Origin of the sequence: Cytobacillus solani (assembly GCF_006704205.1) — a bacterium.
Lineage (GTDB): Bacteria > Bacillota > Bacilli > Bacillales > Cytobacillaceae > Cytobacillus > Cytobacillus solani.
In genome coordinates, this window is the sequence record NZ_CP041305.1 from 2511108 (window position 1) to 2524827 (window position 13720).

Consider the following 13720-nt stretch of genomic DNA (forward strand, 5'->3'; position numbering starts at 1 on the left):
TCCTTAGCATTAGTGTAAATATTTGAGTCCGGATCAAGTTATCGAGCAAATTTATTGATTTATCTAGCAGTTTGAACGGTTTATCTAGCAACTTATAAAAGTTATCTAGCAGCATTATAAGTTTATCTAGCATTTCCCCACGATCCTGAACACTGAGTCCTATTTTCAGAATTATTTGTTGACGGAAATAGAAGACAGCGTTAAAATACATATATCTTTAATTTACTACCATATTAGCGAACTAAAGGATTTAGAGGTGAATGTCATTGACCCGCTTATTTATGTTTGAGAAACCGTTAGGGATGAGAGATACATTACCCGTTTTATTTGAGCGAAAGCAAAAGATCAGATCATCCATTGAAAAAGAAATGAAGAACTGGGGCTATCAGTTTATGGGGACGCCAACACTCGAATATTATGATACGGTTGGCGCAGCGTCCGCCACACTAGATCAGCAGATATTCAAGCTCCTTGATCAGCAGGGTCAAACACTTGTTATGCGCCCGGATATGACAGCGCCTATTGCACGTGTTGCTGCATCAAAACTATTAAAAAATGATCTTCCGATTCGTTTAGCCTATTCTGCAAATGTATTCCGCGCCCAGCAGAGGGAGGCTGGACGCCCAGCTGAATTTGAGCAAATTGGTGTGGAGTGCATCGGGGATTCTACAGTTAGTGCGGATGGAGAAGGAATTGCCTTAATGATTCATTCATTACTAGCCGCTGGATTAGAAGATTTTCGCCTCTCCATTGGGCATATCGGATTTGTGCAGACATTTTTCCGGCAGATTTTAGGCACGGAAGAAAGAGTAAAAGCATTAACAAGATATTTATATGGAAAAAATTATGTAGGCTATCGGGAGCATGTAAATGAATTAGCTCTATCATCTATAGATAAACAAAGATTGCTAGAATTCTTAACTCTGAAAGGCCGGAGTCAAATCATTGAAAAGGCTTTTGATCTGCTTGAAAATGACATAGGAAAAAGAGCAGTAACCGAGCTGCAGCAGCTGTGGGACATCATATCTGACTTTGGACTAGATGGAAAAGTGACCTTCGACCTCACATTGGTAAGCCATATGAGCTACTATACAGGAATCGTATTTGAGGTATATGCCGGAAACGTTGGCTTTCCAATCGGCAACGGGGGAAGGTACGATTTATTGCTGCAGAAATTCGGAAAGCAGACGGGGGCAACTGGATTTGCCATTCGAATGGATCGACTTTTAGAAGCGTTAGAAGTCGATGAGGAGGAATTAGAACGCACCTCCTGTGTATTATTTAGCTCGGAGCGAAGAAGGGAAGCTTTTGACTACGCACAAAAGCAAAGGAAACTAGGAAATAAAGTCGTTCTGCAGGATATAAGCGGAGTTAAGGATATCGATGCCTGCACAAGCCGATACGTAGATATTACCTTTCTAGTCGGAAAAGCAGGAAAGGAGGCTGCGCTAAAATGAATAATTTCTTAACGATTGCCATGCCAAAGGGGCGAATATTTGAGGATGCCGTCCAATTGCTCAAAAAGGCTGGCTTTCAATTGCCGCCAGAATTCGATGATTCTCGGAAATTGATCCTTGAAGTGCCAGAAGAAAAGTTCCGCTTTATTTTAGCTAAGCCGATGGATGTCCCTACCTATGTAGAGCATGGGGTGGCTGACCTAGGGATTGCAGGGAAAGATGTCATGCTAGAGGAAGAGCGGGATGTTTATGAATTGCTGGATTTAAAAATAAGTGCCTGCTATCTTGCTGTCGCTGGCTTGCCTGACACAAAAATTAATGACGTAGCGCCAAAGGTGGCAACGAAATATCCACATGTTGCAGCCGCTTATTTTCGAGAACAAGGAGAGCAGGTTGAAATTATTAAGCTGAATGGATCGATTGAGCTTGCTCCCCTCATTGGGCTTGCCGATCGAATTGTCGATATTGTTTCAACAGGGAGAACGTTAAAGGAAAATGGATTGGTCGAGTATGAGCGGATGGTGGAAATCACCTCCAGACTGATTGTGAATCCAGTTAGCTTTCGACTGAAGGATGAGCGCATTAACGAGCTTGTCGAACGGCTAAGCAAGTTAAAGACTGGAGGGATTGGGAATGAGAATTTTAAAAGCGAGTGATCAGCCTTCGATTAAAAGGTCAGTCGATTGTGGAACAGACGAACAGCGAGCGACCGTCAAAACGATTATCGAGTCGGTTCGAAAAGGAGGGGATCAATCATTAAAAGCCTATTCATTCAAATTTGATGGCGTATCCCTAGAGAACATTTCCGTAACAGAGGAAGAAAAAATGGAGGCATACAAGAAATTTGATGAACAGAACCTTGCTGTTATTAGAGAAGCTGCCGCTAACATCCGCTTATTTCATGAAAAGCAGCTGCGGACTTCTTGGATGACAACCGATGAAAACGGCACAATTCTTGGACAGAAGGTGACACCACTTGATTCTGTCGGTCTGTATGTACCAGGGGGGACGGCAGCCTATCCATCATCCGTCTTAATGAATGTCATACCTGCGAAGGTAGCTGGAGTTAAGCGCATTGTCATTACTTCTCCTCCCGATAAAAAAACAGGGAAGCTGCCGCCAGCAGTTCTTGTAGCCGCTCAAGAGGCAGGGGCAGAGGAAATTTATAAAGTTGGCGGGGCACAGGCGATAGCGGCCCTCGCTTACGGAACAGAGACGATTGCTCCTGTCGATAAAATTACAGGACCTGGGAATATTTATGTGGCTTTGGCAAAAAGAGAAGTGTTCGGTGATGTTGATATTGATATGATCGCGGGACCAAGTGAAATAGCCATTCTTGCTGATGACACAGCTAAACCGAATGAAGTGGCAGCAGATCTATTGTCTCAAGCGGAGCATGACCGGTTATCGTGCAGTGTGCTCGTCACGCCTTCAGAAGCTCTAGCTGCCGCGGTTGCCTATGAGGTGGAAAAACAATTAGCTACCCTTCCTCGACAGGAAATCGCTAGGGAATCGATTGAAAACTATGGAGCAATCTATGTAACCGATTCAATGGAGGAGGCTGTTCAAACGGTCAATCTTCTTGCCCCCGAGCATTTAGAAATCATCACGGAACATGCGATGTCGTTAGTAGGACAGATTAGACATGCTGGTGCGATTTTTATTGGACGTTATAGTCCTGAACCGGTTGGCGACTATTTTGCCGGACCAAATCATGTATTGCCAACGAATGGCACAGCTCGCTTTTCTAGCCCGCTAAATGTGGAAGATTTTCAAAAGAAATCAAGTATTGTTTATTACAGTGAAAAGGCATTGAAGGATCATGGCGGAAAAATTGCTGCATTTGCAAGGCTTGAAGGACTCGAAGCCCATGCACGTGCGATTGAAGCAAGGTTAAAGGAGTGAAATCATGGCCAGAGTTTCTGAGATTAAGAGAATTACAAATGAAACAGAAATTAAGCTCTCGTTAAATATAGATGGAGAAGGCACAAGCACGCTCGAAACGGGCGTACCATTTTTAACCCATATGCTTGATTTATTCGCTAAACACGGGCAGTTTGATTTAACTATTCATGCGAATGGGGATACAGAGGTAGATGATCATCATACAACAGAGGATATCGGTATTTGTCTTGGACAGGTGCTGAAGGAAGCACTTGGAGATAAAAGGGGCATCAAGCGTTATGGGAATGCATTTGTCCCGATGGATGAGGCACTTGCCCAAGTAGTTGTTGATTTAAGCAATCGTCCACATTTAGAATTCCGCGCCGAGCTTCCGAATGCGAAGGTAGGAACATTCGATACGGAGCTTGTTCATGAATTTCTTTGGAAACTTGCACTTGAAGCAAGGATGAATCTCCATGTGATCGTTCACTATGGAAAGAACACGCATCATATTATTGAAGCCATTTTTAAAGCTCTTGCACGGGCATTAGATGAAGCAACAACCATCGATCCAAGAATTAAAGGAGTTCCATCTACGAAAGGGATGTTATAAAATGATCGGCATCATTGATTATGGCATGGGTAACTTGTTTAGTGTGAGCAAGGCTCTAGAAAGACTAGATGTGCCTTACTTTGTTTCGGAAAAAGCAGAAGAGCTGATGAAGGCGAATGGATTAATCCTGCCAGGAGTTGGCTCCTTTAAGGATGCAATGGAGCGGTTAAATGAGACTGGCTTATCAGCCATGATTAAAGAATTTGTGGGATTAGGAAAGCCTCTCCTTGGCATTTGTTTAGGGATGCAGCTTTTGTTTGAAGGAAGCAAAGAAAATGGAGAGACAATTGGCTTAGGGCTACTAACTGGCTATGTTGAAAAATTTCCGGGAGTAACAGCGGATGGCGGACGATATAAAGTGCCGCATATGGGGTGGAATCAGTTAGAATGGACGCAATCTTCTTTGATTTTGCAGCAAGTGGAAGAGGATTATGCATATTTTGTTCATTCTTATTATGTTGATCGTATGGACAAGGATATTTTACTAGGCAAATGTTCTTATAATGTGGAAGTACCCGCCGTTGTTGGCAATGGAAATCTATTCGGCATGCAGTTTCATCCGGAGAAGAGCAGCAAACTGGGCATGAAGCTTTTACGTAATTTTACAGAACTCGCAAGGGAAAGGGTGACTACATGATGAACTTTACTATTTTTCCAGCGATTGATATGAGAGGCGGGAAATGTGTCCGTCTGCAGCAGGGGAACTATGACCAGGAGACTGTGTATGGGGATTCCCCATTTGAAATGGCTAGAAGTTTTGCGAGCGAAGGGGCAAGCTGGATTCATATGGTCGACCTTGACGGAGCGAAAGATGGAAAAAGAGTAAATGATTCCTTTGTAGTCAAAGCTGCAAATGAATTAACATCCAATATTCAGATTGGCGGGGGCGTCCGAGCAGAAGCGGATATCGCTCATTATTTAGAAAATGGGATTGCCCGCGTCATACTTGGAAGCATCGCTGTCTCTGATCCTTCATTTGCGATTGAAATGATTCGAAAATATGGGGCCCAGATTGCGGTAGGGCTAGATGCGAAAAACGGCTATATCGCAACGGATGGCTGGCTTCATACATCAAAGGTGAAAGCGATCGAATTTGGGAAACGCTTTGCTGATGCAGGTGCAGAAACCTTTATATTTACCGATATTGCCACAGATGGAATGCTTTCAGGACCAAATGTGGAAGCGGTATGGCAGCTGGCACAAGAAACCGAGAAACATGTAATTGCTTCAGGCGGAGTTAGCAGTCTGGAGGATTTAGCTGAACTTCAGAAATTCCGGAATGATGGTGTGATCGGCGCTATTGTTGGAAAGGCGATTTATGAAGGGCGCTTCTCCGTATCGGAAGCATTAAATGAGGTGAATGTGTCATGCTAACGAAGCGTATTATTCCATGCCTGGATGTAAAGGATGGACGAGTCGTGAAGGGAATTCAATTTGTACAGCTGCAAGATGCAGGTGACCCTGTTCAAATGGCTCGATTTTATGATGAGCAAGGGGCTGACGAGCTTGTCTTTCTAGATATTTCAGCATCTGTAGAAGGTAGGAAAACAATGCTCGAAGTTGTTCAAGCGGTCGCAGCTGAATTGGCTATTCCTTTTACAGTTGGTGGAGGAATCAACTCATTAGAGGATATGAAGGGAATTTTAAGAGCGGGTGCGGATAAAGTTTCATTAAATACGGCCGCCGTAAAAAATCCTAATTTAATTACAGAAGGCGCGAATTTCTTTGGTTCCCAATGCATCGTTGTGGCAATTGATGCGAAGTATGATTCAGAACTGGGATCATGGCGTGTCTATACGCATGGGGGGCGAACACCAACTGATCTAGATGTAATCAAGTGGGCAAGGAAAGCGGTCGAGCTTGGAGCGGGTGAGATACTCCTTACAAGCATGGACTCAGATGGAGAGAAAAGTGGCTTTAATATCGAGTTAACACTAGCAGTGAGCAAGGCTGTATCCATTCCTGTGATTGCATCTGGCGGAGCAGGGTGTGCCGAACATTTTTTAGACGTTTTTACAAAGGGAAAAGCGGACGCAGCTCTTGCAGCATCGATTTTTCATTATAAAGAGACATCTGTTGCCGAAGTAAAAACATTTTTAAAAGAAAAAGAGGTGCTTGTCCGATGAAGGTTCAGTTTGATGAAAAGGGGCTTGTTCCGGCAATTGTTCAGGATGCACGTACGAAAGAAGTACTTACCCTTGCTTATATGAATGAAGAATCGCTTGAAAAGTCGATAGAAACAGGGGAAACATGGTTCTTCAGCCGTTCGCGGCAAGAGCTCTGGCATAAAGGAGCAACAAGCGGCAATACCCAAAAAATCATTGAAATGAAAGTGGACTGCGATCAAGACGCGATTGTTGTGCTGGTCGAACCAGCTGGACCAGCCTGTCATACAGGAGAAATCAGCTGCTTTTCTGATCCGATGATTCTCTTCAAGCTTGAACAAATCATTAAAGATCGTGAAAAAAACCGGCCAGAAGGTGCCTATACAACCTACTTATTTGAAGAAGGTCTCGATAAAATTCTAAAAAAAGTAGGAGAAGAGTCTGCTGAAGTTATTATTGCTGCTAAAAATCGAGACAAAGAAGAGCTCAAATGGGAAGCAGCAGATTTGATTTATCATTTACTTGTTTTGTTACGAGAGCAGGACCTGCCGTTTCATGAAATTTTGAAAGTCCTGGAAAAAAGACATGAACCGAAACCGGCCGAGTAATGGCCGGTTTTATCGTAAATGCTAGATAAAATTAGAAAATTGCTAGATAACCAGATCGAAATGTTAGATAAATCAAGAAAATTACACGATAACCAGATTGAAATGTTAGATAAACTAAAAAAGTTGCTTGATAAATCGTGTAGATTGCTCGATAAAGACGTCCGAGACCCGAAATGCTAGATAAACTAAGAAAATTACTCGATAACCAGATCGAAATGCTAGATAAATCAAGAAAATTACTCGATAAGTCGAGATAAAAAAACTTAAGCAGCACAATCATTACCTAGATACATCAAATTGTAACAACTTCCAAGAGAATCCCCCATTCTAATGCAGGATTTCCCCCGACAAAAAAAGAAGTAAGCTTCCAAGCATAAAAGGAGGGAGCAAATTGATTATAAAAGAACGAACGATACCGATTAGAATACAAAAGAACGAAGCCCTATTAAGAAGGCTTCCAAAAGATCATATAAAAAGACAAGAAATGGAAGAAGATCTGCGAAAGCGTTGGGCGGGTTATCGAGGAGAGCAAGCGGTTGATTACTATTTAGGGAAACTGCCGGATAAAAATTTTCTAATCTTTCATGGCATTCGGCTCTCCAATGGAGAATACTTCTTCCAAATAGATACACTCATTCTTACCCCATATTTTGCCCTGATTCTTGAAATAAAGAACTATTCAGGTACTCTATATTTTGACCCAACATTTAATCAATGGATCCAAACGACACAAATGGGTGAAAAAGGGTATCCATGTCCAATTGAACAAGCCAACCAACAGAAACAAGGATTGAAAAAGTGGCTGGAAGCACGTAATATTTCAATTCCCATTGATTTCCTCATAATTATAAGCAAGCCTTCGACCATTCTTAAAACTGCACATGTGAACACGCCTATCCTTCAGAAGGTTTTACATGTTCAATTTATCCTAGATAAAATTCAGAAAATGAAATATAAGGACCCACTTTTAAATACTAAAGAATTAAAAAGAATTTCCCGCCTTATGTTAAAAGAGCACAAACCAGAAACATTAGATATTCTTACATTTTATAAAATCCATCCAACTGAAATAATAACAGGAGTCATCTGCAGCAATTGCATGTCAATCCAAATGACTAAATGTTATGGAAGTTGGATCTGCCCAGAATGCAAGCAAAAAGATCCACATGCACACGTTCGTGCAGTCGATGATTACTTCCTCTTATTTAATGATTCTCCCCTATCCAATCAGAAATTTCGTGACTTTCTTCATTTAACTTCTCCTTATATTGCCAATCGCCTGTTGTTATCCATGAATTTGCCTTTTACCGGTTCAAGAAAGGACAGGCTTTATCATTCGTCCGAGACTAGGTAAGTGTCAAATATTCCTCAATCCCTTCTCCATAAGGTTGCTCATGTGATATACTACTTGAGTTGATTAAGAAAGATGGAGGATTTCATGAGCAAAGACTCTAAAGCAAGACAACCAAAAGGAAAATTACTAACATTTAACCCGACCGGTGAGTATTATTTCGCAAAAGGACTAAAGGCTTACCATAAAAGGGATCTATATAAAGCAAAAAAATATATACAGCGAGCGATGCAGCTAGAGCCTGGAGAACCGATGATTGTTTGTCAATTGGCCATTATTTTTTCGGAATTAGGTGATTACCAGGAGGCAAACACGCTTCTTCACACGATTCTGGAGGAATTGGATGCGGACATGGTGGAATGCCACTATTTTCTCGCAAACAATTATGCCCATTTAGGCTTCTTCAAGGATGCCTATCATCATGCCAATTTATATTTGGAGTTGGATGAGGATGGGGAATTTGTCGATCACACGATGGATTTACTTGAATTGCTGACAATGGAAGCAGAAGAGATGGATGAAGATTTATATGATCAGGACGATCTCATTACTAAGCAAGAGCATGCACGGGAATTGCTTGAATCTGGACACTTTCCAAAGGCGGTAGAACTGCTCAATTCGGTGATTGACGAGTATCCTGAATACTGGTCTGCCTATAACAATCTTGCCCTTGCCTATTTTTATCTTGGTGAAAACCAAAAGGCTGCAGATATTTTAGAAAAGGTGTTTCAAGAAAACCCTGGCAACTTGCACGCCCTATGCAATAAGCTCGTATTTGCGTTTTACCAGCATGATATGCCTGAAGTCAAAGCATTAAAGGACATGTTGAAAAAGATTAAGCCGATTTCAATAGAGCATCAATTTAAGCTTGGAGCCACTTTTGCTTTAACAGGTGAATATGATGAAGCTTTTTCATTGCTGCGCAGCCTTCAGAAAAAAGGATTTGATGGAGATGGCACCTTTTTCTATTGGCTTTCCTATTCAGCGTACTACACTGGAAGGGAGGCTATTGCTCAATCTGCATGGAAAAAAGCGATCCAATTGAATCCCGAAAAAGAAGGGAACGAGCCATGGAATGAGGATAAGACTGTCCTTGATGGCTTTGAGAACCATCATGCATCGATTCTGAAAAAATTGGAAAGCGATTATATTGAGGAACGCCTTTTTGCTTTATTCTTAACTTCCGTGTCAGCGGGAAAAGATGAGATCTTGACATCAAGAGAAATAAAGCATAATCAAAGGTTCTCACATTTAGAGCGGGAATATTTATCATTTTTACGGACAAAAGAAGAAATGTCCGGGCAAACTCTACATGAAACTGCCCTTCTTCTTTATCAAAATTATCATCCAATCGGCACAGTAGAAGCAGGCTTGTTTTTAATGTGGTTTGCTGTCTTTGTTAAATTGGACAGCAGTCTATCGGTCAAAAATAATAAGGCATGGGCAGCTGCAGTGGAATATGTATGGATGAAAATGAGAGAAGAAAAGGTTTCTCAGCAGCAAATGGCTGGAAAATATGGAGTTTCCTCATCTACATTACAAAAATATGTAAAAATGGTGAAAAATCTCCTTTCTTGAGCAAATACTTGGACGGAATCATCTTATTTTTATAGGATATGAGTAGATGGTCATAATAGAATAAAGATCCCTTTTCTTAGGAGTGAAATAACATGACGGAAGAGAAAATTTATGATGTCATTATCGCAGGTGCCGGTCCAGCTGGAATGACTGCCGCTGTTTATACATCTCGGGCAAATTTATCAACGTTAATGGTCGAGCGCGGCGTTCCTGGCGGACAAATGGCTAATACGGAAGAAGTAGAAAACTATCCAGGCTTTGATCATATTTTAGGACCTGATTTATCAACGAAAATGTTCGAGCATGCGAAGAAATTCGGTGCGGAATACGCATATGGCGATATCAAGGAAATTATTGACGGCGAAGAGTACAAAACAGTTGTAGCAGGATCCAAGCAATATAAAGCTCGTGCTGTTATCATTACGACTGGAGCTGAGTACAAGAAGCTTGGTGCACCAGGAGAGAAGGAACTAGGCGGCCGCGGAGTTTCCTATTGTGCAGTTTGTGACGGAGCCTTCTTTAAAGGAAAAGAACTAGTTGTCATTGGCGGCGGAGATTCAGCAGTAGAAGAAGGTGTGTACTTGACTCGTTTCGCATCAAAAGTAACGATCGTACATCGCCGTGATGAGCTACGTGCCCAAGCAATCTTGCAGCAGCGCGCATTTGATAATGAAAAAATTGATTTCATTTGGAATCATACAGTTAAGCAAATCAACGATAAAGACGGCAAGGTTGGCAGTGTAACGCTTGTATCAACCGAAACAGGTGAAGAGCAAGAGTACAAAACAGATGGTGTCTTCGTATACATTGGAATGATTCCATTATCCAAGCCATTTGCAAGCCTTGGTATTACAAATGAAAATGGCTATATCGAGACAAATGAGCAAATGGAAACGAAAGTCCCTGGCATCTTTGCTGCTGGTGACATTCGCGAAAAGATGCTTCGCCAAATTGTCACTGCAACTGGAGATGGAAGCATCGCAGCTCAAAGCGCTCAACATTATATCGAAGAATTAAAAGAAAGCATGAAAGCGAAAGCATAATCAGAAATGCGGAAACGCCTTGATCACCTCCGACATGCACAAGACAATCCTAACGGAAAGGTGTTCTTTACCTTTCTGGGAGGAGTGGCTTGTGACCTCGAGGGGGTAGGCGTTGGAGCTAGACAGTTATATAATATAAAGGAGTTTTCCTTATTTTGTCTGTAAAAAGCCGCATACCAATTGTGCGGCTTTTCTTTTTCTAAAACTTTCTTCATCGGAAATAATATTTACAAAAAGTAATTCTCTTTTAATTTTCCTGTAACAATCGTGCAATAAAATTGAGGTATTCTAATAATAGAAATTGACCCCCTTTTAAAGATATAATCCTTTGTAAAGCGCAGTGTATCTGTGCTTTTTTTTTGTCTAAAAATAATGGGAATATTTTCATTTGAATAAATAATTGTGTGTACGATAGATCCTTTTGTAAGAATCTTCAATTCGTTGTGGGTGTTTAACAAAAATAGTATAATAAAAGGAATAAGCAGACGGGATGGAAGGCAGGTGCATAGAAGTTGCAGCGAGTCACTAACTGTGTATTGTTGAAAGATGATCAAGTATTGCTTTTGCAAAAACCGAGTCGAGGCTGGTGGGTAGCTCCTGGAGGAAAAATGGAGCCTGGAGAATCAGTTAGAGATTCATGTATCCGAGAATTCAGAGAGGAAACGGGGGTATACTTGCGCAATCCGAATATAAAGGGGATCTTTACCTTTATTATGAAAGAGGGCGAAAAAGTTCTTTCTGAATGGATGATGTTCACCTTTTTAGCGACAGAGGCTGATGGACTGAACCTAGATGAGTCGGAAGAAGGGAAAATTCTGTGGCACCCATTTGAGGAAATCAAGAACCTTCCAATGGCTGCAGGTGACTATCATATTCTCGAATACATGATTCATGGAAAAGGAATGATTTATGGTACGTTCACTTATACACCAAATTTTGAACTACTAAGCTATAGATTAGATCCGAGTTAAAGCCTCGGCGAGCCTAAAGATTTTCAGAGGAATGGTATCGAGCTAGTGATTCATTCCGGGCGCAAATACGCCAAGGCGATTTTGTTATACAGGGGGAAAATAAAAATGAGTACAGGCGCAGTGAATGAAACGCAAATGGTCATTATTACGGGGATGTCAGGTGCTGGAAAGACAGTTGCCATTCAAAGCTTTGAAGATCTAGGATTCTTCTGTGTGGATAACCTGCCGCCAACACTCTTGCCTAAATTCCTTGAATTGATGAAGGAATCGGGGAATAAGATGAATAAGGTTGCATTAGTCATGGACCTTAGGGGACGTGAATTCTTTGACCATTTGTTCAAAGCACTTGATGACCTTTCAGAGACTTCATGGATCACACCGCAAATTCTTTTCTTAGATGCGGATGATTCTACGTTAGTTAGAAGGTATAAGGAGACGAGGCGGTTTCACCCACTCGCTCCATCTGGTCTTCCTCTTGAAGGAATTAAGCTTGAACGTGAGCTTTTAGAGGAATTAAAAGGAAGAGCACAGCTCATTTATAATACAACACGATTAAAACCAAGAGAACTTCGTGAAAAAATACTTACGGAATTCTCAGTAAATAAGTCAACTTTATTTACTGTCAACGTGATGTCCTTTGGTTTTAAACATGGATTGCCGATTGATGCTGACCTTGTTTTTGATGTGCGATTTCTTCCAAATCCTCACTATATTGAACATATGCGGCCAAAAACGGGATTGGATGAAGAAGTCTCTACCTATGTATTAAAGTGGTCAGAAACACAGAAGTTTCTTGAAAAGGTAACAGAGCTCCTTAGCTTTATGCTTCCTCATTATAAAAGAGAAGGGAAAGCGCAGCTCGTTATTGCTATCGGATGTACGGGCGGCCAGCATCGTTCAGTAGCCTTGACTGAATATATTGGGGAGTACTTCAAGAACGAGTATCATACCCGAATTACGCATCGTGATATTAAGGGGAGAAGGGAAAAAGAGAAATGAAAAACAGACAGCCAAGAATTGTCATCATCGGAGGGGGAACAGGATTGCCTGTTCTATTAAGAGGACTGAAGCAGTATCCTGTTGATATAACTGCTATAGTAACTGTTGCTGATGATGGAGGCAGTTCAGGGAGACTGAGAAATGATTTACACATTCCTCCTCCCGGTGATATACGCAATGTTTTGGCAGCACTGTCTGATGTGGAGCCACTAATCGAAGAAATGTTTCAGCATCGTTTTAAGACGTCGAATGAACTTTCAGGTCATTCGCTGGGAAATTTAATTCTTGCAGCCATGACCTCGATTACGGGGAATTTCGTTCATGCGATTCAGGAAATGAGTAAAGTATTGAACGTAAGAGGGAAGGTCTTGCCCGCTGCGAATCAAAGTGTCGTTCTACATGCGGAGATGGAAGACGGGACAGTCGTTTCTGGAGAATCCAAGATTCCTTACTCCGGGAAAAAAATTAAGAAAGTATTTTTAACACCTAAGCATATTAAACCTCTTCCTGAAACGATTTCTGCAATAAGGAAGGCCGATTTAATCATCATTGGCCCAGGAAGTTTATATACGAGTATTTTACCAAATCTTCTCGTGCCAAAGCTCGGGCATGAGGTTTGCCGCGCCAAGGCAAAAACGGTATATATTTGCAATCTTATGACCCAGGCGGGAGAAACATTTAACTATACAGCAAGCGACCATGTAAAAGCGATTTATGATCACATGAGCTGTGCGTTTATGAACACGATTCTTGTCAATAGTGAGGATATCCCTGACGATATTCAGGAGCGATACAGTGAAGAAATGTCAAAGCCGGTAATCTTTGATACAGAACGCCTTCAGGACTTAGGTCTGGAAGTGATTCCTGGAGAAATCGCGAGTGAAAAAGACGGTGTGATTCGTCATGATACAAAAGTGGTCGCAGAAATGTTATATTCATTACTTATAGATGAAATGAAAAAACGAAATAACAATTAGATGGTTTAGCGGAGATGCGCTTTTCTATCTGTCTAGCTGCAGCGCCTAGGGGCTCGAGGTCATAAGTCAATCCGTCCAGAAGGTTAAAGAACAACCTTCCAGCCGGCTCGCCTTATGCTTGTCGCCGATAAGCG

The 13720-nt window shown here is 41.6% G+C and carries 14 protein-coding genes; all 14 read left to right on the forward strand.

Translation table 11 applies throughout. The features are described 5' to 3' along the window. The first annotated feature begins 266 nt into the window (after positions 1 to 266). Positions 267 to 1457: an ATP phosphoribosyltransferase regulatory subunit gene (locus tag FI644_RS12545; RefSeq protein ID WP_142108436.1), complete on the forward strand. Its 1191-nt coding sequence runs from the start codon at positions 267 to 269 to the stop codon at positions 1455 to 1457. Further along, positions 1454 to 2113 (forward strand): ATP phosphoribosyltransferase, encoded by a 660-nt coding sequence (hisG, locus tag FI644_RS12550; protein WP_053478800.1) that lies wholly within the window; start codon positions 1454 to 1456, stop codon positions 2111 to 2113. The genes FI644_RS12545 and hisG overlap by 4 nt, the downstream gene beginning before the upstream one ends. After that, positions 2091 to 3362 carry a histidinol dehydrogenase gene (gene hisD / locus FI644_RS12555; RefSeq protein WP_142108437.1) on the forward strand — a complete coding sequence of 424 codons (1272 nt, stop codon included), beginning with the start codon at positions 2091 to 2093 and terminating at the stop codon, positions 3360 to 3362. The genes hisG and hisD overlap by 23 nt, the downstream gene beginning before the upstream one ends. 4 nt (positions 3363 to 3366) lie before the next feature. Next, positions 3367 to 3954, forward strand: a complete 588-nt coding sequence (gene hisB / locus FI644_RS12560) for an imidazoleglycerol-phosphate dehydratase HisB (RefSeq protein WP_053478802.1) — start codon at positions 3367 to 3369, stop codon at positions 3952 to 3954. Position 3955: 1 nt separating this feature from the next. Continuing rightward, positions 3956 to 4591 carry an imidazole glycerol phosphate synthase subunit HisH gene (gene hisH, locus FI644_RS12565; protein WP_053478803.1) on the forward strand — a complete coding sequence of 212 codons (636 nt, stop codon included), beginning with the start codon at positions 3956 to 3958 and terminating at the stop codon, positions 4589 to 4591. Next, complete coding sequence (hisA, locus tag FI644_RS12570; protein WP_053478804.1) at positions 4591 to 5328, forward strand: 1-(5-phosphoribosyl)-5-[(5-phosphoribosylamino)methylideneamino]imidazole-4-carboxamide isomerase; 738 nt, start codon at positions 4591 to 4593, stop codon at positions 5326 to 5328. Before hisH ends, hisA begins: the two co-directional genes overlap by 1 nt. After that, on the forward strand, positions 5322 to 6080 hold the full coding sequence (gene hisF / locus FI644_RS12575) for an imidazole glycerol phosphate synthase subunit HisF (protein ID WP_142108438.1): 759 nt from the start codon (positions 5322 to 5324) through the stop codon (positions 6078 to 6080). Before hisA ends, hisF begins: the two co-directional genes overlap by 7 nt. Beyond that, a complete protein-coding gene (gene hisIE, locus FI644_RS12580) occupies positions 6077 to 6667 on the forward strand; it encodes a bifunctional phosphoribosyl-AMP cyclohydrolase/phosphoribosyl-ATP diphosphatase HisIE (protein ID WP_142108439.1) in 591 nt (196 codons plus the stop codon). Before hisF ends, hisIE begins: the two co-directional genes overlap by 4 nt. 391 nt (positions 6668 to 7058) lie before the next feature. Continuing rightward, positions 7059 to 8021: a nuclease-related domain-containing protein gene (locus FI644_RS12585; protein ID WP_053478807.1), complete on the forward strand. Its 963-nt coding sequence runs from the start codon at positions 7059 to 7061 to the stop codon at positions 8019 to 8021. Between the two features lie 84 nt (positions 8022 to 8105). Continuing rightward, positions 8106 to 9596, forward strand: coding sequence for a tetratricopeptide repeat protein (locus FI644_RS12590; protein ID WP_053478808.1), 1491 nt, complete (start codon positions 8106 to 8108; stop codon positions 9594 to 9596). 92 nt (positions 9597 to 9688) lie between these two features. Beyond that, positions 9689 to 10639, forward strand: coding sequence for a thioredoxin-disulfide reductase (gene trxB, locus FI644_RS12595; protein ID WP_053478809.1), 951 nt, complete (start codon positions 9689 to 9691; stop codon positions 10637 to 10639). Between the two features lie 512 nt (positions 10640 to 11151). Continuing rightward, positions 11152 to 11610, forward strand: coding sequence for an 8-oxo-dGTP diphosphatase (locus FI644_RS12600; protein WP_053478810.1), 459 nt, complete (start codon positions 11152 to 11154; stop codon positions 11608 to 11610). A 105-nt stretch (positions 11611 to 11715) separates the two neighbouring features. Continuing rightward, the gene (gene rapZ / locus FI644_RS12605) at positions 11716 to 12609 is read left to right on the forward strand and encodes an RNase adapter RapZ (protein WP_142108440.1); all 894 of its coding nucleotides are present in this window, start codon (positions 11716 to 11718) and stop codon (positions 12607 to 12609) included. Next, positions 12606 to 13586 (forward strand): gluconeogenesis morphogenetic factor MgfK, encoded by a 981-nt coding sequence (mgfK, locus tag FI644_RS12610; protein WP_053478812.1) that lies wholly within the window; start codon positions 12606 to 12608, stop codon positions 13584 to 13586. Before rapZ ends, mgfK begins: the two co-directional genes overlap by 4 nt. Positions 13587 to 13720: the final 134 nt, after the last annotated feature.